Source organism: Actinoallomurus sp. NBC_01490 (genome assembly GCF_036227085.1).
Classification (GTDB): Bacteria; Actinomycetota; Actinomycetes; order Streptosporangiales; family Streptosporangiaceae; genus Actinoallomurus; species Actinoallomurus oryzae.
Map to the genome: position 1 here is coordinate 9,100,001 of NZ_CP109433.1, position 23,377 is coordinate 9,123,377.

23 protein-coding genes (1 of these 23 only partly in view) are annotated in these 23,377 nt (G+C 71.1%); 4 read left to right on the forward strand and 19 right to left on the reverse strand.

The features are described 5' to 3' along the window. Positions 1-1,585, reverse strand: the 5' portion of a protein-coding gene (locus OG417_RS42005) for a UPF0182 family membrane protein (RefSeq protein WP_329241313.1). 1,334 nt of this gene lie to the left of the window's left edge; the window shows 1,585 of its 2,919 coding nt (coding positions 1-1,585); the start codon lies at positions 1,583-1,585; the stop codon falls past the left edge of the window. 118 nt (positions 1,586-1,703) lie between these two features. Here OG417_RS42005 and OG417_RS42010 point away from each other — a divergent pair, with 118 nt between their 5' ends. Next, the gene (locus OG417_RS42010; RefSeq protein ID WP_329241315.1) at positions 1,704-2,204 is read left to right on the forward strand and encodes a PPA1309 family protein; all 501 of its coding nucleotides are present in this window, start codon (positions 1,704-1,706) and stop codon (positions 2,202-2,204) included. A gap of 17 nt (positions 2,205-2,221) precedes the next feature. On the opposite strand, the gene OG417_RS42015 is transcribed toward OG417_RS42010, so the two are convergent. The 4 genes from OG417_RS42015 to OG417_RS42030 form a co-directional block, all read right to left on the reverse strand. Then, positions 2,222-3,280: a YlbL family protein gene (locus tag OG417_RS42015; RefSeq protein WP_329241317.1), complete on the reverse strand. Its 1,059-nt coding sequence runs from the start codon at positions 3,278-3,280 to the stop codon at positions 2,222-2,224. Between the two features lie 10 nt (positions 3,281-3,290). Beyond that, positions 3,291-3,482, reverse strand: coding sequence for a hypothetical protein (locus OG417_RS42020; RefSeq protein ID WP_329241320.1), 192 nt, complete (start codon positions 3,480-3,482; stop codon positions 3,291-3,293). A gap of 59 nt (positions 3,483-3,541) precedes the next feature. Beyond that, positions 3,542-3,964: a molybdenum cofactor biosynthesis protein MoaE gene (locus tag OG417_RS42025; RefSeq protein WP_329241323.1), complete on the reverse strand. Its 423-nt coding sequence runs from the start codon at positions 3,962-3,964 to the stop codon at positions 3,542-3,544. Between the two features lie 134 nt (positions 3,965-4,098). Continuing rightward, complete coding sequence (locus OG417_RS42030) at positions 4,099-5,184, reverse strand: NAD-dependent epimerase/dehydratase family protein (RefSeq protein ID WP_329241326.1); 1,086 nt, start codon at positions 5,182-5,184, stop codon at positions 4,099-4,101. A 211-nt stretch (positions 5,185-5,395) separates the two neighbouring features. On the opposite strand from OG417_RS42030, the gene OG417_RS42035 reads away from it, so the two are divergent. Continuing rightward, positions 5,396-6,700 (forward strand): zinc-dependent metalloprotease, encoded by a 1,305-nt coding sequence (locus OG417_RS42035; protein ID WP_329241328.1) that lies wholly within the window; start codon positions 5,396-5,398, stop codon positions 6,698-6,700. 92 nt (positions 6,701-6,792) lie between these two features. Next, positions 6,793-7,320, forward strand: a complete 528-nt coding sequence (locus OG417_RS42040; RefSeq protein ID WP_329262986.1) for an NUDIX domain-containing protein — start codon at positions 6,793-6,795, stop codon at positions 7,318-7,320. Here the strand turns inward: OG417_RS42040 and OG417_RS42045 are convergent, their stop codons facing one another. The 14 genes from OG417_RS42045 to OG417_RS42110 form a co-directional block, all read right to left on the reverse strand. Next, positions 7,321-8,382, reverse strand: coding sequence for an NAD(P)H-dependent amine dehydrogenase family protein (locus OG417_RS42045; protein ID WP_329241330.1), 1,062 nt, complete (start codon positions 8,380-8,382; stop codon positions 7,321-7,323). Positions 8,383-8,392: 10 nt separating this feature from the next. Beyond that, the gene (locus tag OG417_RS42050) at positions 8,393-9,184 is read right to left on the reverse strand and encodes an SDR family oxidoreductase (RefSeq protein ID WP_329241333.1); all 792 of its coding nucleotides are present in this window, start codon (positions 9,182-9,184) and stop codon (positions 8,393-8,395) included. Between the two features lie 18 nt (positions 9,185-9,202). After that, complete coding sequence (locus OG417_RS42055; protein WP_329241337.1) at positions 9,203-10,546, reverse strand: mannitol dehydrogenase family protein; 1,344 nt, start codon at positions 10,544-10,546, stop codon at positions 9,203-9,205. A gap of 12 nt (positions 10,547-10,558) precedes the next feature. Then, entirely contained in the window at positions 10,559-11,998 is a 1,440-nt protein-coding gene (locus OG417_RS42060; protein WP_329241341.1) for a UxaA family hydrolase, read from the reverse strand. Continuing rightward, positions 11,988-13,199, reverse strand: coding sequence for a D-mannonate dehydratase ManD (gene manD, locus OG417_RS42065; protein ID WP_329241344.1), 1,212 nt, complete (start codon positions 13,197-13,199; stop codon positions 11,988-11,990). The genes OG417_RS42060 and manD overlap by 11 nt, the downstream gene beginning before the upstream one ends. Before the next feature lie 7 nt (positions 13,200-13,206). After that, a complete protein-coding gene (iolB, locus tag OG417_RS42070; RefSeq protein ID WP_329241347.1) occupies positions 13,207-13,947 on the reverse strand; it encodes a 5-deoxy-glucuronate isomerase in 741 nt (246 codons plus the stop codon). After that, positions 13,944-14,795: an ABC transporter permease gene (locus OG417_RS42075; protein ID WP_329241348.1), complete on the reverse strand. Its 852-nt coding sequence runs from the start codon at positions 14,793-14,795 to the stop codon at positions 13,944-13,946. Before OG417_RS42075 ends, iolB begins: the two co-directional genes overlap by 4 nt. A 256-nt stretch (positions 14,796-15,051) precedes the next feature. After that, positions 15,052-15,975 (reverse strand): ABC transporter permease, encoded by a 924-nt coding sequence (locus OG417_RS42080; RefSeq protein ID WP_329241351.1) that lies wholly within the window; start codon positions 15,973-15,975, stop codon positions 15,052-15,054. Next, positions 15,976-17,046, reverse strand: coding sequence for an ABC transporter ATP-binding protein (locus OG417_RS42085; protein WP_329241353.1), 1,071 nt, complete (start codon positions 17,044-17,046; stop codon positions 15,976-15,978). Positions 17,047-17,101: 55 nt separating this feature from the next. Further along, positions 17,102-18,298, reverse strand: coding sequence for an extracellular solute-binding protein (locus OG417_RS42090; RefSeq protein WP_329241356.1), 1,197 nt, complete (start codon positions 18,296-18,298; stop codon positions 17,102-17,104). Positions 18,299-18,305: 7 nt separating this feature from the next. Beyond that, positions 18,306-19,304: a LacI family DNA-binding transcriptional regulator gene (locus OG417_RS42095; RefSeq protein ID WP_329241359.1), complete on the reverse strand. Its 999-nt coding sequence runs from the start codon at positions 19,302-19,304 to the stop codon at positions 18,306-18,308. A gap of 128 nt (positions 19,305-19,432) precedes the next feature. Next, positions 19,433-20,023, reverse strand: coding sequence for a hypothetical protein (locus OG417_RS42100; RefSeq protein ID WP_329241360.1), 591 nt, complete (start codon positions 20,021-20,023; stop codon positions 19,433-19,435). Beyond that, complete coding sequence (locus OG417_RS42105) at positions 20,020-20,556, reverse strand: M48 metallopeptidase family protein (RefSeq protein WP_329241363.1); 537 nt, start codon at positions 20,554-20,556, stop codon at positions 20,020-20,022. The genes OG417_RS42100 and OG417_RS42105 overlap by 4 nt, the downstream gene beginning before the upstream one ends. A 411-nt stretch (positions 20,557-20,967) precedes the next feature. Continuing rightward, on the reverse strand, positions 20,968-21,756 hold the full coding sequence (locus tag OG417_RS42110) for an enoyl-CoA hydratase/isomerase family protein (protein WP_329241365.1): 789 nt from the start codon (positions 21,754-21,756) through the stop codon (positions 20,968-20,970). 204 nt (positions 21,757-21,960) lie between these two features. Here OG417_RS42110 and OG417_RS42115 point away from each other — a divergent pair, with 204 nt between their 5' ends. Beyond that, positions 21,961-23,334 (forward strand): ABC1 kinase family protein, encoded by a 1,374-nt coding sequence (locus tag OG417_RS42115; protein WP_329241367.1) that lies wholly within the window; start codon positions 21,961-21,963, stop codon positions 23,332-23,334. Positions 23,335-23,377 lie beyond the last annotated feature (43 nt).

Here is a 23,377-nt window from a genome sequence, read left to right on the forward strand (position 1 = left end):
GGAGCGCGTAGAGCGTCCGGTTGAACAGCGATCCGATCGATACACCGCCCTTGCCGGCGTAGGAGCTGTTGTGCTGGCCGGTGGGGCTCTTGTCGTCGGGGTAGTCGAGTTCGCGGTCGCCGCCGCCGACGACGGAGTAGGACGGGGAGCGCTCGCCGAAGTACACCTGCGGACGGGTGACCCCGAGCGTGCCCGTCGGCGGGATGTCCTTCTCGGTGAAGGCGGGGGCGCCCTGGGCGTCGACCTGGTTGCCGGGGGCCGCCACGAACCCGTAGCCGTGCGTGTAGACGAGGTGGCTGTTGATCCAGTTGCGCCGGCCGGCGGGCGGGCCGTCCACCTCGCGGACGGCGACGATGGTGTCGCGCAGCGCGTTGCCGCCGGTGGGGTCGGGGTACCGGTCGATGTCGAGCGGGTTGGGGAACTTGTAGAAGCCCTTGATCTGCTGGAGCTGCTGGTACGTCGGCGAGACCACGGCCGGGTCGAGCAGGCGCACGTTGGGCAGGGTCGAGGTCTCCTTCTTCGCCTGTTCCGGGGAGAGCTTGGCGCTCGGGGTGAAGTCGGTGACCCTGGTGTCGTTGACGTCGTACGCCGTGCGGGTGGCGGTGATGTTGCGCCCGATGTACCTGGACTCCTTGTCGGCCTCGCTCGGCTTGACGTGGAAGGTCTGGATCAGCAGCGGGAACACACCGCCGATGAGGATGGCCGACAGCACCAGCAGGCCGAAGGCCATACCCGGCAGCATGGCGCCCCGGCGGATGAAGGTGGCGAAGAACATCAGGGCGCAGATCAGCGCGATCACGGCGAGGATGGTCTTGGCGGGCAGCACCACGTTGACGTCGGTGTAGGACGGGCCGGTGACCACGCCGCGTTCGGAGTGGGCCAGGCCCCACCGGTCGAACCAGTACGCCACGGCCTTGAGCAGCACGAACACGCCGAACAGCACCGACAGGTGCACGCGGGCGGCCGTGCTGACCCGCGGTCCCTCGCCCTGCACCCGCACGCCGCCGTACAGGTAGTGCACGATCAGCGAGGCGATGAACGTCAGGATCACCGCGGTGAACAGGTAGTCGAGCACGATCCGCAGCAGCGGATAGGTGAACACGAAGAACGAGATGTCCTTGTGGAACTGCGGGTCCTTGATGCCGAACGGCTGGCGGTTGAGGAACGCCAGCCAGGTGCGCCACTGACCGGCGGCGGCCGACGCGGTGAGCAGGCCGATCAGGGCGAGGACCGTGATGAGGATGATCCGCCGGTGGGGGTCCACGACGCTGCGGTAGCGGTCGAGGCCCTGCTGCTCGGCGGAGGACGGCCGGTACGCGGGCCGGAGCCGGTAGGCCGTCACGACGTTGGCGCCGAGCAGCACGACCATGATCAGGCCGCCGGAGAAGAACAGCAGGACCCGGGTGGTGATCTGCTTGGTGTAGACCGAGGAGAATCCGACGGAGCGGTACCACAGCACGTCGGTCCAGATCGCGGTGAAGGCGAGGAAGGCCGCGACGAGGATCACCAGGGTGATGATCACGGGCAGCAGGAGCCGTGATCGCCTCACGTTGACGCGGCCGCTACCTGGGCTCCGGAAGCTCACGACCGTCCCCCTTCGCCGGGTGTCTGTGAAGGCAACTTACCGAGGCATCCCCAGGTTCCCGTACACGACGGGCCACCTCCGGCGAAAACCCCCGTGCGGACGGTGAAAAAATGGACTGGTGAGCCCTTTGGAAGAGCTTGTGGTCGAGCTCGAACGCCATGTCGCGGGCGCCGGCTGGGATGCCGCGCCGCGTCTCTACGCGCTGGTCGAAGCCCCCGAGCTCCATGAGAACGAACCCGATCTCGCCCGGCGGCTCGGCGTTCCGGACGTCGCCGGACGGCTGGCCGCGCTCGAGCAGCCCGCCCTGCCCGTCGACAAGCCGATCGACGACGTCCTCGCCGGCATCGAATGGCCGGGCGGCGTCACCGGCTGTGCCCTCGCGGTCGAGCGCATCCTGCTGCCCGACGGCGCGGAGGACGACATGCCCGACGAGGACCCGAGCGGCTGGGCGGCCCGGCACCCGGGCCGGGAGGACGTACGCCTCGTCGTGGGCGTGCTGCGCGACGGCTCCCGGCACTCGGCGATGCGGCTGCGCGGCCACGACAGCGACGATCAGGTGATGTCGGGCCCCGAGCTCGTCCCGGCCCTCGCCGAAGCGCTGGCCGCGACGCTCAGCTGATCACGACGCTCGGCTGATCACTTCGACGGGCAGGCGGGCACGGACCCCTGCCCGGTGCGCAGCGCGCTCAGCGCCTGCAGCGCCCCGTGCATGGTGTCGACCCGTACGAGCCGGAGCCCCTTGGGCGCGGAGGCCACGGCGTCGGAGCAGTTCTGCGCGGGCGTGAGGAAGACCGTGGCGCCGGCGTGGCGAGCGGCGACCATCTTCTGCTGGATACCGCCGATCGGGCCCACCTGGCCCTCCGGGGTGATCGTGCCCGTGCCCGCGACGAACTTCCCGCCGGTGAGATCCTGCGGGCTCAGCTTGTCGTAGATCCCCAGCGAGAACATCAGGCCGGCGCTCGGCCCGCCGACGTCGCCGACGCTGATCTTCACCTGGACGGGGAACTGGAACTTCTCGCGCAGCACCACGCCGACGACGGGCTTGCCGGGGGTGCTCTTGTCCGGAGAGGCGACCGTGCCCACGTCGACGGAGGAGTCCTTGCCCGCGCGCCGGATGGTGAACTTCACCGTCTGCCCCGGCTCGTGCTTGCCGATCACCGTGCTGACCTGGGGCACCTGCTTGATCTGCGTGCCGTCGACGGCGACGATCTGGTCGCCGGGCCGCAGCTTGCCCGTCGCGGGCAGGCCCTGCTGCACCGAGTCGACGACGACCGTGGTGGTCATCGGCATGTTCAGCTCGTGCAGGGCGGCCGCGGTGGCGGACTCCTGGGAGTCGGCCATCTCCGCGGTGTTCTCCTGCTCGACCTTCTTGGTCGAGACGTTCTTGGGGAAGATCGCCTCTTCCGGCACGATCGCCACGTCGGGGTCGACCCAGCCGCGCAGGGCGGTGAACAGGTCGATGCGGTTGCCCGGCCCGCCCTGGTACGCGACGGTCACGAAGTTGAGGTGCCCGCTCTTGGGATAGGTCTTGGCGCCGCTGATCTGGATGAGCGGCACCTTGCCGAGTTGCCCGAGCGTGTTGGTGGTGGGCCCCGGACGCAGCGCGACGTACGGCACGGGAATGAAGGCCCCCACCATGCCCAGTACGAGAATGAGCACGCTCGCGAAGATAAGGGTGGCAGCACGACGGGACATGCCCGGAAGCCTACGCGGTCGATCGACCGCCCCGTCGCCCCCTCTCGGCGCTGTTCCGTCTCAGCGCGTCGAGGAAGCGTTTGAAGTATTCGACCTCTTCGAAACTGCGTCGCATACGGGGCCGGCGCGCCCAAAGGCGGATGATCGCGCCCACGAGCAGCGCGACGGTCACCGGGACGACCCACCACGCCAGGACGGACATGCGGCGTCACCTCCCGAAAACCGGTCACAACTTACGTAACCAGCATCTCGGGCGACAAATCACCCAATCCCCACCCATTCGTCTCCGCCGTCGGCAAAGACCTGGTGTTTCCAGATCGGGACCTCGGCCTTGAGATCGTCGATCAGCGTGCGGCAGGCCTCGAACGCCTCGGCGCGGTGCGCGCAGGCCGCGGCGACGACCACCGCGAGGTCACCGACGGCGAGGTCGCCGACCCGGTGGACGGCGGCGATGGCGCGCACGTCGTAGTCGGCGGCGACCTTCTCCATCACGACGCGCAGCCGGTCGACGGCCTGAGGGTGCGCCGTGTAGCCCAATCCGGACACCGCGCGACGGTGGTCCTCGTCGCGCACGGTGCCGACGAAGATCGCCGTACCGCCCGCGCCCGCGTCGGCGACGGCGGCGAGCACCTCGTCTGCGGACAGCGGCGTGTCACGGAGTTCGGCAAGGCGGATCACGTTCACCTGACGAACGCTACCCCGCCACTCCAGGCGCTCAGACCGCGCCCGTCATGGCCCCTGCGAGCCAGGACGCGCGGAACCGCCCGCAGGTGCGACCGCCTTCCGCCGGACGTGGCCGCAACGGCGAGCGCGCCGAACTATCCCCGGCGTTTCCGGCGCGCCCGCCGGACGATCGCGGCGGTGCCGATGACGGCGACGGTCGCGCCCGCCGCGGTGGCCATGGTCGCCTCCTTGCGCGCCAGCCGGCGTCCGACGAGCGCGTGGCGTCCCGCGACCTCCTCGAGCAGAGCGTTCAGCGCCTCGGCGTTGTCGCGCGAGGGTTTCCACCCGGCCTCGCGCAGGGTGGCGCAGTCGGCCACCCACGGGTAGACGACGTAGTGCAGGTCGGTGGCGGGCGCCGGGGTGACCCCGATACGGTGCAGGCGCTGGGCCGTGCCGAAGGTGATCGCCGCGGGCAGTTCGAAACGCCGGCGTCCGGTGATCTCCTCGACCTCCTCCGGCTCCAGCCAGCCCTCGCAGCCGACCGCGAGCCGGCCGGAGACCTCACCGGAGACGGCGAGATCGAGGGCCGTGACCAGGTCGTCGACGTGGCAGAACTGCCAGCGCTGCGCGGTGCCCTTGACCGTGAGCAGGCGCGGGGCCTCGAAGTGGCGGGTCACGACCGTGTCGATGCCCGGTCCGACGAGCGCCGCCGGACGCAGCACCGTGACGGTCATGCCGGGATGCGCCACGGGCGCCATGCCCGCGAGCTCCTCGATCTCCAGGAAGTCGCCGACGATGCCGTCGTCGAACTCCGCCGCCGTCGGCGAGTCCTCCGGCAGGGGTACGGGGTTGCCCTCCTGGGCCCCGTAGACCATGGCGCTCGTCACCAGGATCACCCGCCGGACCCGTACCGCCGCCGCGGCGGTGATCACGGTCTGCGTGCCGCGGACGTTGTACGCGCGGCGCTCGCGGTGATCGGTCTCCGGTGACTGGTCGATGTCGAGGTGGACGATCACGTCGACGTCGGAGATGCGGCTGGTGAGCTGTGGATCACGGATGTCGACGACCCGCCAGGTGACCCCCGGCACGTCTCCCCGATGGTCGTCCAGGGCGACGACCTTTCTGACGTCCGCCGAAGCGGCGAGCCGGGCGACCAGCGCGCGCCCGATGCCGTCCGCCGCCCCCGTGACGGCGACGACGGGGCCCGCGCTACGCCGTGGGCGAACCTGTCGTGTACTCAAGTCGAGCGAGTCCTCCTATCGCACGCCCCCGGGCTGCGACCGGATAACGTGAAGGTTGTGACCTATTCATCCTGCACGAGGTAGGGCCCGTGAGCGAGCGGAGCGAGCGAACGAAAAAGCACGCGCCCTGGTCTCCCCTCCGACGACGGAGGGCCCATGATGAGCCATGGAGGCACAGCACTCTTCGTGCGGGGTCGGTGAAGGAGTTCTCGTGAGTGACATCCCCTTCGGGTTCAACCGCCCGAGCGAGCCCGGAGACGAGAACGACCCTGGAAAGCAGGATCCGTTCGGCGCGGGCAACATGCAGGACTTCGCCGCGATGTTGCACCAGTTCGCCGACATGCTGTCCAACCAGTCCCCCGGCGGCGGGCCGCTGAACTGGAACCTCGCCAAGGACATCGCCCGTCACCAGGTGGCCGAGAAGGGCGACCCGTCCGTGCTCGACGCCCAGCGTCGCGCGGTCGTCGAGGCGCTGCGCCTGGCCGACCTGTGGCTGAACGAGGTGACGACCCACCCCGCCGGCATCCGCACCCCGCAGGCGTGGAGCCGGTCCGAGTGGATCGAGCACACCCTGCCGGTGTGGTCGACGATCTGCGACCCGATGGCCGCCCGCATGGTCGAGTCGATGGGCTCGGCGATGCCTGATGAGATGCAGGCCGTGGCCGGGCCTCTCGTCGGCATGGTGAAGCAGATGGCGGGCGCGATGGTCGGGGGCCAGGCGGGGCAGGCGCTCGGAGCCCTGGCCCTGGAGGTCGTCGGATCGAGCGACATCGGCCTGCCGCTGGCGCCTCCCGGCGTCGGGGCGCTGCTGCCCTCGGGCATCCGCGCGTTCGGTGAGGGCCTGGAGATCGAAGAGGACGAGGTCCGCGTCTACCTCGCGCTGCGCGAGGCCGCGCACCAGCGGCTGTTCGAGCATGTGCCGTGGCTGCGCTCGCACCTGCTGCGCGCGGTCGAGGACTACGCGAGCGGCATCACCGTCGACCTGTCCAAGATCGAGGACGCCGTGTCCGGGGTGGACCTGACCAACCCGGAGGCGCTCCAGCAGGCGCTCGGCGGCGAGCTGTCCCTCACCCCGGAGGAGACGCCGCAGCAGAAGGCGGCGCTGGCCCGGCTGGAGACGATGCTCGCGCTGGTCGAGGGCTGGGTGGACACGGTGGTGAACGCCGCGGCGAAGGACCGGCTGCCGTCCGCCGTACGCCTGGCGGAGGCGGTGCGCCGGCGGCGTGCCACCGGCGGGCCGGCGGAGCGCACGTTCGCGACGCTCGTCGGCCTGGAGCTGCGGCCGCGGCGGCTGCGCGAGGCCGCGGCCCTGTGGGCCGCGCTCGGCGAGGCCCGGGGCAACGACGGCCGCGACGCCGTGTGGGCGCACCCGGACCTGATGCCGACCGCCGAGGACCTCGACGACCCGACGGCGTTCGTCGAGGCCAAGGACACCGACATCGACATCACGGACTTCACCGAGCCCAGGACCGACGAGTCCGACGGCTCAGGCGAGAAGCCGGACGAGGAGCTGTGAGCGAGCGAAGCGAGCGAACCGGCGAACACAGCCCCTTTGCTCGCGAGGCCGACGAAGGAGGTCTCGCGAGCGCCGGACTGCACGCCGACGCCGTGCGGGTGCTGTCGGACTGGTGCCCGTCCGACGCCGGTCAGGACGCGCTGCGACGGGAGTTCCTCGCGCATCTGGCCGAGCACGCGGACGGGATGTGGCGCGAGTGTGTGGCGGGCCACCTGACCGCGAGCACGGCGGTGCTCGACGCGACCGGCGAGCGGGTGCTGCTGACCCTGCATCCGAAGGCGAAGATGTGGCTGCAGCTGGGCGGCCACTGCGAGCGGGCCGACACGTCGTTGGCCGAGGCCGCGCTGCGGGAGGCCGCGGAGGAGTCCGGTATCGAGGGCCTGCGCCTCCTGCCGGGCCCGGTCCGCGTCGACCGGCACCGCGTCTGGTGCCACGGCGGGTCCTACCACCTGGACGTGCAGTACACCGCGGTCGCCCCGCCGGCCGCCCGCCTGCAGATCAGTGCGGAGTCCGACGACCTGCGCTGGTTCCCGCTGGAGGCCGTCCCGGACCCCGCCGACGACGTGTTGCGCCGCCTGGTCGAGGCGTCCGGGAGGCTCTTCGCCGCGCACGCGAACTGATCAGGAGCCTCCGCCGACCAGGCCCCGCCCGGTGACCAGCGGCAGGTCCAGGGCGGTGAGCAGGCCCGGTGAGGCGGCGACGACGGCGGGGACGGCGTTGACCAGGCGCATCGCGGTCGCCTTGAGGCCCGCCGTGTTGTGGTCGCCGTTCGTGCCCAGCAGGCGCAGGTCGACGGTGTAGTTCGGTTCGCCGGTGACCTCCACCCGGTAACAGCCGTGCCCGGCGGGCTGTGGCCAGTCCGGAGCCAGGTCGTCCCGTAGCCGCGTCACGTGCTCCAGCACGATCACCGGACGGCCGGCGCGCATGCCGCGCAGTTCGAAGCGCAGGGCGGCGGCCGTGCCCTTCTCCACCGTTCCCGCGTCGATCTCGAACGTCTCCGGCGCGGGCAGTCGCGTGTGCCACTCCTCGACCTCGTCCAGCTCGACCTCCAGCCCGGCGGCGAGCTGGCGCACGACGCTGCCCCACGCCAGGGACAGCACGCCCGGCGAGAGCAGCAGCGGCGTCTCGTCCATCGGGCGGCCGAAGCCCATCACGTCGAACAGCACGGTCGGCTGGGCGTAGGTGGAGTAGTTGAGGATCTCCATGCAGCGGACCTGGGTGATCCGCTCGCTGATGCCGGTGATCGCCAGCGGCAGCCAGTCGTTGGCGAAGCCGGGGTCGATGCCGTTCACCCAGATGGAGGCGCCGCCGTCCAGCGCCGCGCGGTGGATCGGCGCGCCCATCGCCTCGTCGGGGAACTGCAGGAAGACCGGGCTGCTGGAGACGACGTTCACTCCGGCGCGCAGGATCCGGGTCAGGTCCTCCATCGCCTCGTCCAGCCGTACGTCGGCCATCGAGGTGTACACGACGCAGTCGGGGCGCGTCGCCAGCACCGCGTCGGCGTCGCCGGTCGCGGTCACGCCGAGGTGTCCGAGGCCGGCGAGTTCGCCCGCGTCGCGGCCCACCTTGTCCGGGTTGGAGACCCAGACGCCGGCCAGCTCCAGGTCGGGCCGGGCGTTGATGCCGATGAGGGCGTTGCGCCCCACGTTGCCGGTCCCCCACAGCACCACGCGATGTGTCATGTACAGCCCCTCACAGGTCGGGCAGGCCGAGATCCAGCGTCGGCCGGTCGGTGCCGCCGTCCACCTCGATGACCCGCCCGGTGACGAACGAGCCGGCCGGGGAGGCCAGGAACAGCACCGCCGCCGCGATCTCCTCCGGGTCGCCGATGCGCCCCAGCGGAGTGTTGTCCTCGATCTGCCGGCGCAGGCCCTCGTCCCCGGTGACGATCTCCAGCGCGGAGGTCGCCACCGCCCCGGCGGCGACGGCGTTGACGCGGACGCGCGGGGCGAGGTCGTCGGCGGCGAGCCGGGTGTAGTGCGCGAACGCCGCCTTGGTCGTGCCGTACGCCAGGTAGCCCCGGCCGGTGACGCGGCCCATCACCGAGGAGATGTTGACGACCGCGCCCTCGCCCCCGTCCGCGAGCATCAGCGGGACGGCCGCCCGGGTCACCGCGTGCGCGATGCCGACGTTGAACCGGAACGCCTCCTCCAGGTACTCCACCGTCGTGTCGAGGTAGGCCTGCGGGATCGTGCCGCCCACGTTGTTCACCACGACGTCGAGACGCCCGAACGCCTCCACCGCCGCCCGCGGCAGCGCCGCGGCGGCGTCCAGGTCGGTCAGGTCGGCCGGGACCACGACGGCACGCCGCCCGGCGGCCTCCACGTCGGCGGCGATCCGCCTGAGCTGGTCTTCGCTGCGGGCGGCCACGACCACGTCGGCGCCCGCCTGCGCGAGGGCGACCGCCGTGGCGGCCCCGATCCCTCGCCCGGCGCCGGTGACGATCGCGGCCCGGCCGTCGAGCCGGAAACGGTCCAGGATCACCTGCGCAGCGTAAGTCGATCAAGAACCCGATTCAATAGGCCGCCTCGCCAGCAGGCCGCCCAGGTGCTCGACCAGCAGGTCGCGGAAGACCTCCGACTCGCGCAGGTCCGGGCCGAACACGTCGGTGACCGACAGCAGCCCGTCCACCATCTGCCCCGGGGTCTCCGCTCGCGCGACGGTCATCCGCAGCAGGTCGGCCATCGGGTCGTCCAGCTCGCGTGCCGTCTTGACGTGCCGCATCCACGCGGCGACCGCGAGCGCCGCCCAGCGCGGCTCGGCACCGGCCGCGAGCCGGTCCCGTACGACGGACAGCAGCCGCTGCGGCAGCTTCTGCGAGCCGTCCATGGCGATCTGCGCGGTACGGTGCCGCAGCGCCGGGTTGGCGAAGCGTTCGAGGAGCGAGGTCTTGTAGGCCTCCAGGTCGAAGCCGGGCGGCACGGCGAGCGTCGGGCCCGCGTCCTCGTCCATGTAGCGGCGTACGGTGTCGCCGAGCTCGGCGACCGCGTCCGCGACGTAGGTGTGGTGCGAGCCCAGGTAGGCCAGCATCGAGTGCGACCCGTTGAGCAGCCGCAGCTTCATCTTCTCGTACGGCGCGACGTCGTCGGTGAGGATCGCCCCGGCGGCGTCCCACGCGGGACGCCCGGCGGCGAAGGTGTCCTCGATCACCCACTGGGTGAACGGCTCGGTCACCACGACGCCCTCGTCGCGCACGCCGAGCAGGCGTTCGGCCTCGTCGAGGTCCTCGGGCGTGGTCGCGGGCACGATCCGGTCGACCATCGTGGAGGGGAAGGTCACCTCGCAGCCGATGCGGGTGCCGCTCCGCTCGCAGTACTCCTCCACCAAGGCGCGCAGGGTCTCGCCGTTGGCGGTGAGGTTGTCACAGCACAGCACGGTCACCGGCGCGTCGCGCTCGGCGAGGCCGCGGACCAGGCGGCCGAGCACCGTACGCGGCGGGCGCCCGGTCAGGTCCAGGCTGATCTCCGGGTCGTCGCGGCGCAGCCGCCCGGTGGCCGGGTCGTGCCGGTACCCCTTCTCGGTCACGGTCAGCGAGACGACCTTCACGGCCGGGTCGGCGAGGCGCGCGACCGTCGCGTCGCCGGTGAGCACCTCGCGGACGGCGCCGATGACCCGCGCCGACGGCTTTCCGGGCCCGCGTTCGAGCACGCTGTACAGGCCGTCCTGGGGCCCCAGCTGTTCGGCCACGGTCGCACTGCGCTGGGTGATGCCACAGATGCCCCAGCCGTCACCGGCGTCCTCGGTGTAGACCGCCTGGTGGGCGCGGTGGAACGCGCCGATCCCCAGGTGGACGATGCCGACCGAGGACGGCACCTCACGGGGCCGGGTCCTTAGCGAGAGCCGCATGTTCTCCCCCACTCACATCACCGCGCCGAGCTGCCAGGGCGCGAACTCCTCGTCGCCGAAGCCGAGCTCCTCGCTCGCCGTCCGGCGCCCCGACGCGACCTCCAGGACGAGCTGGAAGATCCGCTCGCCCAGCTCGGCGACCGTGACCTCGCCGTCGAGGATGGCGCCGCAGTCGACGTCCATGTCCTCCTCCATCGCACGGTACGTCTCGCGGTTGCTCGCGAGCTTCAGGCTGGGCGCCGGCCGGCAGCCGTACACCGAGCCGCGGCCGGTCGTGAAGCAGATCAGGTTGGCGCCGCCCGCGACCTGGCCGGTCGCCGACACCGGGTCGTAGCCGGGAGTGTCCATGAACACGAAGCCGCGCTCGGTGACCGGCTCGGCGTACTCGTAGACCGCGGTCAGCGGTGTCGTGCCGCCCTTGGCGACCGCGCCGAGCGACTTCTCCAGGATCGTGGTGAGCCCGCCCGCCTTGTTGCCGGGCGAGGGGTTGTTGTCCATCGACTCGGCGTAGGACTCCCACCACTGGATCCGCTCGACCAGCCGCTCGCCGACCGCCCGCGAGACCGCGCGTCGCGTCAGCAGGTGCTCGGCGCCGTACACCTCGGGGGTCTCGGCCAGGATCGCCGTGCCGCCGTGCCGTACGAGCAGGTCGGCGGCGGCGCCCAGGGCCGGGTTGGCGGTGATGCCGGAGTAGCCGTCCGAGCCGCCGCACTGCAGGCCGAGCACCAGCTCGGAGGCGGGCACCGGCTCGCGGGTGACGGCGTTCGCGGCCGGCAGCAGTTCGCCGATCACCTCCAGCCCGCGGCGCACGGTGGACGAGGTGCCGCCGAGCTCCTGGATCGTCATCGTCGGCGTGCCCTCCGGCAGGTCGAAGCCGGTGAGCTGGTTGACCTCGCAGCCGAGGCCGACGACGAGGATCGCGGCGAAGTTGGGGTGCCGGGCATAGCCGCTCAGGGTGCGGCGCAGCAGCCGGATGCCGTCGCCGTCGGCGGCCATGCCGCAGCCGGTGCCGTGGGTGAGGGCGACGACGCCGTCGACGTTCGGATACTCCTCGCACAGCGCCGACGCGCGGCTCGCGATCCGCTTGGCCACCGTGGCCGAGCAGTTCACCGAGGTCAGAATGCCGATGTAGTTGCGCGTGGCGACCCGCCCGTCCGGCCGCACGATGCCCTGGAAGGACGCGGGCGCGGACGCCGGCTCGACCGGGCGCACCTCGGTGCCGAAGTCGTACGCGCGGTCGTGCGGGCCCATGCCGAGGTTGTGGGTGTGCACGTGGTCGCCCGCCGCGATCGGCGCGGTCACGACGCCGATCGCCTGGCCGTACTTGCGGACCGGCGCGCCGACGGCGAGGTCGTGCACGGCGACCTTGTGCCCGCGCGGCACGCCGGGCAGCTCACGCAGCGCCACCGCCACGTCGTCCTCCGGGTGCAGCAGCAGCGTGTCACCAGTCATGCATGCTTCCGTCCTCTAGGCGGTTGACCGGCAGGTATGCCCGCCGGTACGGATACTCCGCGGCGGCCTCCTCATCGATGTCGACGCCGAGGCCGGGCTCCTCGGAGGGGTACAGCAGGCCGTCCGCGAACCGGTACGAGTGCGGGAAGACCGCGTCCGTCGTCTCCGTGTGCGGCATGTACTCCTGGATGCCGAAGTTGGGCACCGCGACGTCGACGTGCAGCGCGGCCGCCAGGCACACCGGCGACAGGTCGGTCGCGCCGTGCGATCCGGTGCGCACGTGGTACAGGTCGGCCAGGTCGAAGACCCGCCGCAGGTGAGTGATGCCGCCGCCGTGCACGACGTCCATCCGGATGTAGTCGATGAGCTGCTCGGTGATGAGCTGGTGGCAGTCCCAGATCGAGTTGTAGACCTCGCCGACCGCGATCGGCGTCGTCGTGTGCCGCCGGATCAGCCGGAACCCCTCCTGCAACTCCTCGGAGATCGGGTCCTCCAGCCAGAACAGCCCGTACGGCTCGACCGCCTTGCCGAGCCGCGCGGCCTCGATCGGGGTGAGCCGGTGGTGCGCGTCGTGCAGCAGGTGGAAGTCGTGGCCGAACCGCTCGCGCACGGCGGCGAACAGGCCCGGCACGAAGTTCAGGTACTTGGCCGTCGACCAGGCCGCCTCCTCCGGGCGGTCCCCGGCGACGGCCGGCTCGTACGGCGCCCGGTCCGCGGGCACCCCGTACACCTTCTCCAGGCCCGGCACGCCGGCCTGGACCCGCACCGCGCGGTAGCCCTGGTCGAGCAGGCTCCCGACCTGGTCGAGGGCCTCGGGCACGGTCGTGCCGTTCGCGTGCCCGTACACCGTGACGGCATCGCGGGAGCGGCCGCCGATCAGCTGGTAGACCGGCATCCCGGCGGCCTTGCCCTTGATGTCCCACAGCGCGGTGTCGACCGCCGCGACCGCGGTCATCGTCACCGGTCCGCGCCGCCAGTACGCCCCCTTGTGGAGGTACTGCCAGGTGTCCTCGATCCGGCTCGCGTCACGGCCGATCAGCAGGGGGCAGACGTGATCCTTCAGGTACGACGCGACCGCCAGCTCCCGGCCGTTCAGGGTGGCGTCGCCGACCCCGGTCAGCCCGTCATCGGTGGTCAGTTTCAGGGTCACGAAGTTGCGGTCCGGGCAGGTGACGATGACCTTGGCCTCGACGATTCTCATGACGGTGTCAGCCGGTCTGGACCCAGGCGTGCTCGGGGTCGAGGTACGGGATCATCTTCCGGCCCTCGCCCGCCATCACCCACAGGTAGTAGAGCTTGTAGCCGGGCGCGGCGACGACCGGGTGGTAGCCGTTCGGGATCGCGGCGACGTCGCCGTCGCGCACGGTGAAGGCCTCTTCGCCCTCGCCGTTGTAGCGCAGCTGGATGCCGAAGCCGTTCTCCGGCTCCAGCTTGAACAGGTACACCTCCTCCAGCTTCACCTCGCGGGGCGGCTCGTGGGTGTCGTGCTTGTGCGGCGGGTAGCTGGACCAGTTGCCGGGCGGGTTGATCGTCTCGCCGAGCAGAATCCGCCCCGCGTCGTCGTCCGGGCCGAGGACCGTGCGGACCGTACGGGCCCAGTTGCCCTCACCCCGCTCGGCCACGTCCTGGTCGTCCGGGCCGATGATCCGCGCCGTGCCGGGCCGTCCGTCGCCGAGCGGCGCCGTGCAGACCACGATCTGGGCCGGGCCGCCGGTCGCCTGGAACCGCAGCGGCGTTCCGGGCGGGGCGTACACGGTGTGGCCCGCCCCCTCGAAGACACCGCCACGACCGCCCGCGGTGCCGAGCCCCTCGACGTCGACGACGCCGGAGAGGACGACGGCCGCTATTTCGGTGTCGCGGGTGAGCTCAAGGGTCTCGCCGTCGGCCAGGTCGGCCAGCTCGAGCCCGATGAGCTCGGTCTCCTTGCCCGGGGTCAGCAGGGTCTTCAATCTCTCTCCTTGATCTGGGTGACCAGCTGGGTGGGGTTGACGAAGCGCAGTGCCACGACGAGCAGCACCAGCATGAACAGGGTGTAGATCACGGCCATCGCATCGATCTCCTGCTGCGCGCGGATGCCCGCCGCCGAGACCGAGTAGTACAGCGCGACGACCAGGGTCTGGCTGTCGGATCCGGCGGTGAGGAACGTCAGTTCGAACATGCCCACCGTGCGGACGAGGATGAGGACCGCGGCGGCCAGCATGCCGGGGATCAGCAGCGGTCCGAGGATGCGGGTGAAGATCACGCGGGTGCGGGCGCCGCACATCCGCGCGGCCGACTCGATCTTCGGGTCGATCTGCTCGATGAACGGCGTCATGACCAGGATCACGAACGGCACGGCCGGCACCAGGTTGGCCAGGATGACGCCGCTGAGCTTGCCGGCCAGGTGGAACTTGTAGAGCACGGTCGCGAGCGGCACGCCGTACGTGATCGGCGGGATGAGGATCGGCAGCATGAAGGCCACCATCAGCAGCCGCTTGCCGGGGAAGGTCCGCCGGGCCAGCGCGTACGCGGCGGGCACGCCGACGACCAGCGAGATCACCACCACCGCCAGCGCGACCTCCAGGGTCACGACCAGCACGTTGCCGAGGTCGAACTCGCGCCACGTCGTGCCGTACCAGCGTGAGGTCCACCCGGACGGCAGCCAGCCGCTGAACCATCTCGTGCCGAAGGAGTCGACGACGACCGCGCCGACGACACCGGCGAGGATCAGCAGGAAGAAGACGACCGCGCCCCAGACCAGCCAGGCGCCGGGCCGCAGGGCGAGCCGCCGGCGCTCCGCAGTGATGGCTGTGCTCATGGTCGCGCTCCCCTCCTCACTCGCTCCGCGGACGGCTCGTCCCTCACCGGCCACTCCGCTCGCTCGTCGGCTCGCTGCGCGCTCGATGGTCGCGCTCCCCTCCTCACTCGCTCCGCGGACGGCTCGTCCCTCACCGGCCACTCCGCTCGCTCGTCGGCTCGCTGCGCGCTCGATGGTCGCGCTCCCCTCCTCACTCGCTCCGCGGACGGCTCGTTCCTCACCGGCCGCTCCGCTCGCTCGTCGGCTCGCTGCTCCGTCATCCCTTGCCTCCCGACGCACCGCGGTACAGAGTGGCCCGCCAGCCGAGGACCAGCCCGACGACGATCAGCTCGACCGCGCCCATGATCATCGCGATCGCCGAGGCCATCGAGTAGTCGTACTGCTCGAAGGCCGCGTGGAACGCCGCGATCGAGATCACCCGGGTCGTCCCCGACGGATCACCCACCATGACCGCCGAGGGGAACACCGAGAAGGCCAGCACGAACGTCAGGCAGAACGTGATGGCCAGCCCCGGCGCCAGCAGCGGCAGCGTGATGAACCGGAACCGCTGCCACCACCCCGCGCCCAGCGTCGCCGCGGCCCGCTCCAGCGTCGGGTCGATGCCGCTGAGGTAGGACAGCGTCAGCAGGAACGCGAACGGGAAGCCCGAGATGATCAGCGAGAACAGCACGCCCCAGTAGTTGTGCGTGAACCGCACCGGATGGTCCACGATCCCCACGTCGATCAGCAGCCGGTTGAGCCAGCCGGTGGGGCCCATGAACGCCAGCAGCCCCTCCGCGGTCAGCACGGTGCCCAGGGTGATCGGCACGACGAGGATCGTGGTGATCGTCCGCTTGCCGCGGAACCGCCCGCGCATCCGGTACGCGATCGGCACCGACGCGATGACGTTGAACAGCCCGGCGGGCAGGCTGAGCTTCAACGTCGTCCAAATGGTGTTCCGCAGGTACGAGTCGGCGAAGAACGCGTGGTAGTCCGCGAACGGCCCCGAGCCGTAGTGCTGCACCGTCTCCGAGCCGGGCTGCGGCTGGAACGACAGCTGCAGCCCGTACACGAACGGATAGATGAACAGCGCCACGATGAACACGACCGCCGGCAGCAGGAGCAGCAGCGTGCGGTCCACGCCCCGGTCGGCCAGGCGGTGCCGCAGCGCGATGCGCCCGGCGGTCGCCGGGGCCGCCACCTAGGCCACCTCCTCGGGCGCGGCCGGGCTGTCGGCCGCGAACACCAGCACCCGCTCCGGCGGCACCGACACCGTGACCCGGTCGCCCGGCGCGAGACGGGACTGGACGCGCAGGTGAAGCTCGTCGCCGGCGGCCGTACGCGCCTGGATCGCCTGCTCGCGGCCCTGGAATTCCACGACCTCGACGTCGACCTCCATGGCGTTGGGGCCGTCGCCCACGGTGAAGTCCTCGGGCCGGATCGCGGCGACCGCGGTCTCGCCCAGGTCCTCGCGGCGGGTGCCGGTCAGCTCGCCGAGCACCACCGTCTTGTCGGCCACCGAGGAGACCGGCAGCTCCAGTTCGTTCCGGTAGCCCATGAAGCCGGCCACGAACCGGTTCGCGGGCTCGGTGTAGACCGTCTCCGGCGGGCCGACCTGCTGGACCTTTCCCTCACGCAGCAGCACGAGCCGGTCGGCGAGCGACAGCGCCTCCTCCTGGTCGTGCGTGACGTAGACGGTGGTCAGCCCGAGCGTCTGGTGGATGCGCCTGATCTCGGTGCGCATCTCCAGGCGCAGCTTCGCGTCGAGGTTGGACAGCGGCTCGTCCATCAGCACCAGCGCGGGCTCCAGCACGATCGCGCGGGCGATCGCGACACGCTGCTGCTGCCCGCCCGACAGCTGGCCGGGGAACTTGGCGGCGTGGTCACCGAGCTGGACCAGCTCCACCGCCTCGTCGACCCGCCGCTGCGCCTCGGCCTTGCCGACCTTGGCCATCTTCAGGCCGAAGCCGATGTTGGCGCGCACCGACATGTGCGGGAACAGCGCGTAGTTCTGGAAGACCATGCCGAACCCGCGCTGCTCCGGCGGCAGCGTGTCGATCCGCTTGCCGTCGAGCGTGATGGAGCCGCCCGTCAGCGGCAGGAGGCCGGCCAGGCAGTTGAGCGCCGTCGACTTGCCGCATCCGCTCGGGCCGAGCAGTGCGACGAACTCCCCGCCCTCGATGGTGAGGTCGAGCCCGTCGAGCGCGAGCACCTCCCCGAAGCCGCGGCTCACGTGGTCGAGCCGCAGCTCCGAGATCTTCGATCCACTCACTGTGCACTCCGGTTCGCTTCGCCCGCCCGGCCGGTGCCGCCCGTACGGCGGGTGCTCACTTCTTGACCTTGCCGCTGCCGACGGTCCGGTCCCACTGGTCGAACGCGGCGACCTGCTGCTGGGCGGGCAGCGAGGTCTCGGTGGGGAACTTGGGGATCCACTGGTCGTACTCCGGTCGGCCGAACTGCTGGATGACCTGCTGGGACTTCTGCGGCGCCATCTTCACGGTGACGCCGTTCACCGCCGGGCCCGGGTAGAAGTAGCCGTCGTCGTAGGCCTTCGCCTGCTGCTGCGGGGTGAGCATCCACTTGATCAGCTGGAGGTCGGCGGACAGCACGTCGGCGGAGACCCCGCGCGGCACGACGGCGTACTGCGCGTCGGTCACCCAGTGCATGCCCTTGAGGTAGGCGACCTTGTCACCGGCCGGAACCTGGCCGAGCGCCCGCGGGTTGATGTCCCAGCCCGTCGTGGTGGCGATGATGTCGGCCGAGCCGTTGGCCAGGTTGCTCATCGTCTCCGACGTCTTGGAGGGGTAGTAGTCGACGTACTTGGTGAGTTCCTGCAGGTACGCCCAGGTCTTGGACCAGCCGGCCTTGGGGTCCTTCGGGTTGGAGTCGCCGAGGATGTAGGGCAGGCCCATGAGGAACGTACGGCCGGGGCCGGAGTTGGCGGGGCGGGCGTACTGGAACTTCTTCGGGTGCGCCTTGGCCCACGCCAGAAGCTCGTCCGCGGTCGCCGGCGGCTTGGTCACCGTCTTGGGGTTGTACTCGATCAACGGACCCGAGGGGTAGTAGACGACCTCCACGCCGTGGCCCTGGGCGAGCTCCTGCATCTTCTGCGCGGGAGGCAGGTAGTTCGCGTTGCCCAGGCGGCTCGCGTAGTCGTCGGTCTTGACCCACAGGTTCTGGTCGATGCCGGCCGACAGGGCGTCGGTGCCGGTCAGGACCAGGCCGATCTGAACCTGACCGGCGCTCTGCTGCGCCTTGATCTTGCCGGGCAGCTCGGGCGCCGTGGCGTTGGTGTAGGTGACCTTCTTGATGACCTTCGGATGGGTCTTGACGAACTCGTCGATCATTCCCTTGGTGAGCTGGAGGTTGCCCGCCACATCGATGATGTTGAGGGTCACCGGGTTCTTCGGGTTGTCCGGCACATTGGCCGGGGTGAGGTCCTTGGCCCCGCCCCCCGCATTCGGCGAGCCGCACGCACCCGCCAGGACGAGTACCGCCGCGAGGCACAACGTCTTCACACGCATCAGGGGATCACCTTCCGGTCGGATCGGGCGGCACGGCGGTCGACGCCCGCACGATCAGCTGGCATTCGAGTCCCCGGCGGAGATCCCCCGCGTCGGCGCCGGTGACGTTCAGGAGGCTCACGAGCAGGTCGACGGCCGCGCGGCCCGCCCGTTCGTTCTGCATGGACACGGTCGTCAACGGCGGGGTGGCCATGCCCGCCATCGGTATGTCGTCGAACCCGACGACGCTCATCTCGGCGGGTACGGACACGCCCCGATCGGCCAGCCGGGACATCACCCCGAGGGCCATCAGGTCGTTGTAGGCGATGATCGCCGTCACGCCCTCGGCGAGTGCCAGGTCGGCGGCGTGCGACCCGCCCTCGAAGCGCGGCGCGAACGGCCCCAGCTCCACCACCTCGATGCCCTGCCGGGCGAAGCGGCGCAGCCCGCGCCGGCGCTCCCGGTTCGACCATGAGGCGCGTGGGCCGCTCAGGTAGGCGACCTTGCGGTGCCCGAGAGCGGCGAGATGCTCGATCGCCTGGCGCATGCCGCCCGCGGTGTCCATGAGGACGGCGGGCAGGTTCCGCACCTGCCGGTTGATGAGCACCAGGGACGTCGTGCCGACGATGCGTTCGAGCTGGGCCTCCGACATGCGGGAGGAGCAGAGGATGACGCCGTCGACCTGCTTGGCCATCGCCTGGACGAGGGCGATCTCCTCCGTGGCGTTCTCGTCACAGTCCGCGAGGAAGACGGCGTAGTCCGCCTCACGGGCCCGCGCCTGGACCCCTTTCAGAACATTGGGGAAGAACGGGTTGGACAGGTCGGGAACGATCACGCCCAGATTGCCGGTCTTGCCGGTGATCAGGCCCCGGGCGGCGCGGTTCGGCCGGTAGCCCAGCCGCTCCGCGGTCGCCAGGACGTGGTGCCGGGTCTCGTCTCGCACCATCTCCGGCACGGTGAACGCCCGGGAGACGGTGGAAACCGACACCCCCGCCTCACGGGCCACGTCCTGGATGGTCACCGGCACCGGATTCTCCTCCTGCGTTTCGGATGAGTGAAACTCTGCAATCCTTTGCAGAGCACGTCAATGTGACCTTTCGGTCATAAGACCCTTACCTCCGGTTCACGGAAGCGTCCGGTGGGGACCGTCCGCGGTCAGGCGCCGCCGAGCAGAATGCGGGTGTTGTCCCAACCCTCCAGGCCCGGGTCCAGGAAGGACAGGTCGGCGGGGGTGCGGAGACGGTGCCAGCCGGGGCCGGAGCGCACGGCGCCGGGACGCGCCGCCGCGGCGCGCAGGCGGCGCGGGGCGTCCGCCGTGTCCAGGTCGACGGCCTCCAGCCAGGTCGGCGCGGGCAGCCGGGCGGCCAGCGCGACCAGCCCGCCGCCCTTCGCCGGGCAGATCGCGATCTCTCCCCCGCCCAGAGAGCGGAACAGCTTGCCGAGGAGCAGGGGCGGCAGGTCGGGGGCGTCGTGGGCGACCACGGCCGCCTGGTCGGCGCCGAGATCCGCCAGCGTGTCGAGGAGCGGCCGCAGACCGGTGGTCCGGACGATCTCCGTGCCGGGCCAGGTGATCGCCTCGGCCTCGGCGTCGGGGGCGGTCAGGGCCAGGACCGGTGTGACGAACTCCAGCCCGGCGACCACCTCGTAGGTGTCCTCCAGGACGGCGAGCCGGAACTCCTCCGGGTCGGCGCCGGGCGGGGTCGCGACCTCGCTCCCGGCCAGAACGGCGACGAAGCGGGAGGTCACGTGGTGGGCTCTCCGTCCGCCAGGGGCAGGCCAGCGGTGGCGGCGACGCCTTCGAGGTAACCCCGGGCGCGCTCGGTGCGGGGGTAGCGGTTGACCAGCCGCCAGAACGCCGGGCCGTGACCGGGCTCGATCAGATGAGTCAGCTCATGCAGGAGGACGTAGTCGACCACCCAGCCGGGCATGCCGCGCAACTGGTCGGAGAGCCGGATGGTGCCGTCGTCGGGCGTGCAGGAGCCCCAGCGGCTGCGCTGGTTGCCGACCCAGCGCACGCTCGCCGGCGCGGCACGGCCGTCGAGGTAGCGCGACGCGAGCTCGCGGGCACGGTCGAACAGCGCCGCGTCGCTGGGGTGCCGACGCGCCTCGCGCCGCGCCAGCCGTTCGAGCACGGTCGCGATCCATTCCTGCTCTTCGGCGTCGCTCAACCCGGCCGGCATCATCACGACCGTCTTGTCGCCGTCGCGGCGCGCGGTGACCGTGCGACGGCGGCGGGCACTGCGACGAACCTCTATCTCTATCTCGCCTGTGGGGGGCACCGTAGCACCGTACCGAAAACTTTGTTTTCTCCACAGGGGGTGGATCGCATCGACGCAGGTAGAACCGGGGCAATTGAATCATCCCCAGGACTATCCACACCCTTGTGCGCAGGTTGTCCACAGGGACACTCCGGCCCGTCCCCACCGGGTCCCCAGGCCTGTCCACAGGCTCTCGTTGACGCCCGTCCCCCTCGCTCCTAGCGTCACGCGGACCGGGGGTCCCCGCGGCGCGCGGGACGGCCGCCGACTGGGAAGGGGGGCGGCCGGACCGGCGCACGGGGGCTTTCCGGGCCACGCTCCCCCGTACGCCGCGACGACCGTCCGGAGCCGGACCCCCCGGCAAGGCGGCTGCCGGCCTTACTCGCCTCCGAAGCCTCGCGCCCTGCCGCGGTCAGGGTGCCGTGCGGTCTCTCAGCGGCCGGTGAACCTCGGGGTGCGCTTCTCGCGCTGCGCGGCGATGCCCTCGGCGAGGTCCTCGGAGGCCATGGTCACCGGCTGGGCCAGCGACTCCCACCGCAGGGCCGCCTCCAGGCTCGGCTGCCCGCCGTCGGCGAGGGCGGCCTTGGTCAGGCGGGTGGCGACCGGCGCGGCTTCGGCGATCCGACCGGCGATCTCGAGCGCCACGCCGAGGACGTCCTCACGCGGCACCGCGCGGTTGACCAGCCCGTGCGCCGCCGCCTCCTCTCCGGTCACCACGCGGCCGGTGAAGAGCATCTCCCGGGCCAGCGGCAGGCCGCCCGCCTCGGGCAGCAGGTACGTCGCGGCCATGCCCGGGTGGATGCCCAGCCGGGTGAACGGCGCCACCAGCTTGGCGTCGGAGGCGGCGTACCGCAGGTCACAGGCCAGGGCGAGGCACAGGCCCGCACCGACCGCGGCGCCGTTGACCGCGGCGACCGTGGGCACCTCCAGGTCCCGGACCGCCAGCCAGGTGCGGTAGAAGGCGAGCATGTGATCGCGGAGCGGAGGGACGTCGACCCGGCCGCGTCCGGCGATCCACCCCAGGTCTCCGCCGGAGGAGAAGGCGCTGCCGGCGCCGGTGACGACGACGCAGCGCACCCCGGCGTCCTCCCGCAGACCGGCGACGGTCTCCCGCCAGGCGGACGTCATCGTCTCGGACATCGCGTTGCGCCGTGCGGGGTCATCGAGGGTGAGCACGACGATCCCGTCGGGCCGCCGGTCCACACGCAACTTTTCAGTCATGGGCGGGAGGGTATTGGGCGCGGGGCCCTCGCAGGTGAACGCCCAAGTGAGAAAGCACACACTTACGCGATTTGGCAGGTCACCTATGCTCACGAGTGCAAGCGCCGAACATCTGGCGTATATCGGTATGGACGCGTGACGTCTCTCACGCAGAATGAAAGACGTGCCACCCCCACACGGATGCGCGAACAAGCAGGTAGGCGAATGAGCGATCTTCCCCGTCGCGCCGTGACGCGGACCGCCAAACTGGCGTCTCTTCCGATCGGCTTCGCTGGGCGTACGGCCCTCGGCGTTGGCAAGCGCACCTTCGGCAAGTCCGCCGAACTGGTCGCGCTGGAGATCCAGCAGCGTACGGCCGATCAGCTGTTCAAGGTGCTCGGCGAGCTCAAGGGCGGAGCGATGAAGCTCGGCCAGATGCTGTCGATCTTCGAGGCGGCACTGCCACCGGAGCTCGCGGGTCCGTACCGCGCGACACTCACCCGGCTGCAGGAGGCGGCTCCCCCGCTGCCCGCCCGTACGGTGCACCGGGTCCTGTCCGAGGGGCTCGGCGAGGACTGGCAGTCGCTGTTCGCCGAGTTCGACGACCGGCCGGCCGCGGCGGCCTCGATCGGCCAGGTCCACAAGGCGGTGTGGCACGACGGCCGTACGGTCGCGGTCAAGGTGCAGTACCCCGGAGCGGGCAAGGCGCTGCTGAGCGACTTCAACCAGCTCGCCCGGCTGGGCCGCCTGTTCGCGGTGCTGATGCCGGGGCTGGACATGAAGGCGATGCTCGCCGAGGTCAAGGAGCGCGTCAGCGAAGAGCTCGACTACACGATCGAGGCCGAATCCCAGCGGATCTTCGCCGAGGCGTACGCGGACGACCCCGACATCCACGTCCCCGACGTCGTCGCGCAGTCGGGCCACGTGCTCGTCACCGAGTGGATGGACGGCACGCCGCTGTCGGCGATCATCGCGGACGGCACCCAGGAGCAGCGCGACCACGCCGGCCTGCTGTACTGCCGCTTCCTGTTCTCCGGCCCGGCGCGCTGCGGTCTGCTGCACGCCGACCCGCACCCGGGGAACTACCGGCTGCTCGACGACGGGCGCCTGGGGGTGTTCGACTTCGGCGCCGTCGACCGGCTGCCGGGCGGGTTCCACCGGCGCATCGGCGTGCTCATGAGGATCGGCACGCTCCTCGACATCGACCAGATCATGAAGGCGCTGCGCGAAGAGGACTTCATCCGCGAGGGCGTCGAGGTCGACCCGGAGTCGCTGCGGTCGTTCATCGTGCCGATCGCCGAGCCGCTGATCGAGGACACGTTCAAGTTCAGCCGTGAGTGGCTGCGGCAGGAGTTCGCGCGGGTGACGGACCTGCGGCCGACGAACGTCGTGCGCCAGCTCAACCTGCCGCCCTCGTACGTGCTGATCCACCGCGTGGTCGCGGCCGGTACGGGCGTGCTGTGCCAGCTCGAGGCGGAGGGCCCGTTCCGCGGCGAGGCCCTGCGCTGGGTGCCGGGCTTCGCCGACGAAGTCGAGGACATCGACGATGTTGAGGACTTCGACGAAGAAGACGACACCGAGGAACAGGTCGCCGGCTGACCTTCCCAGGTCCGCGTCACGGCACATCCTCTGGCCGGAGCAC

What these genes read in the sequence shown, in the direction of transcription:
- OG417_RS42015 (WP_329241317.1), bottom strand. Translation starts at nt 3,280, where the DNA reads ATGTCCCGTCGTGCTGCCACCCTTATCTTCGCGAGCGTGCTCATTCTC.
- OG417_RS42020 (WP_329241320.1), bottom strand. Translation starts at nt 3,482, where the DNA reads ATGTCCGTCCTGGCGTGGTGGGTCGTCCCGGTGACCGTCGCGCTGCTC.
- OG417_RS42045 (WP_329241330.1), bottom strand. Translation starts at nt 8,382, where the DNA reads ATGACACATCGCGTGGTGCTGTGGGGGACCGGCAACGTGGGGCGCAAC.
- OG417_RS42055 (WP_329241337.1), bottom strand. Translation starts at nt 10,546, where the DNA reads ATGCGGCTCTCGCTAAGGACCCGGCCCCGTGAGGTGCCGTCCTCGGTC.
- OG417_RS42060 (WP_329241341.1), bottom strand. Translation starts at nt 11,998, where the DNA reads ATGACTGGTGACACGCTGCTGCTGCACCCGGAGGACGACGTGGCGGTG.
- manD (WP_329241344.1), bottom strand. Translation starts at nt 13,199, where the DNA reads ATGAGAATCGTCGAGGCCAAGGTCATCGTCACCTGCCCGGACCGCAAC.
- OG417_RS42075 (WP_329241348.1), bottom strand. Translation starts at nt 14,795, where the DNA reads ATGAGCACAGCCATCACTGCGGAGCGCCGGCGGCTCGCCCTGCGGCCC.
- OG417_RS42090 (WP_329241356.1), bottom strand. Translation starts at nt 18,298, where the DNA reads ATGCGTGTGAAGACGTTGTGCCTCGCGGCGGTACTCGTCCTGGCGGGT.
- OG417_RS42110 (WP_329241365.1), bottom strand. Translation starts at nt 21,756, where the DNA reads ATGACTGAAAAGTTGCGTGTGGACCGGCGGCCCGACGGGATCGTCGTG.
- OG417_RS42115 (WP_329241367.1), top strand. Translation starts at nt 21,961, where the DNA reads ATGAGCGATCTTCCCCGTCGCGCCGTGACGCGGACCGCCAAACTGGCG.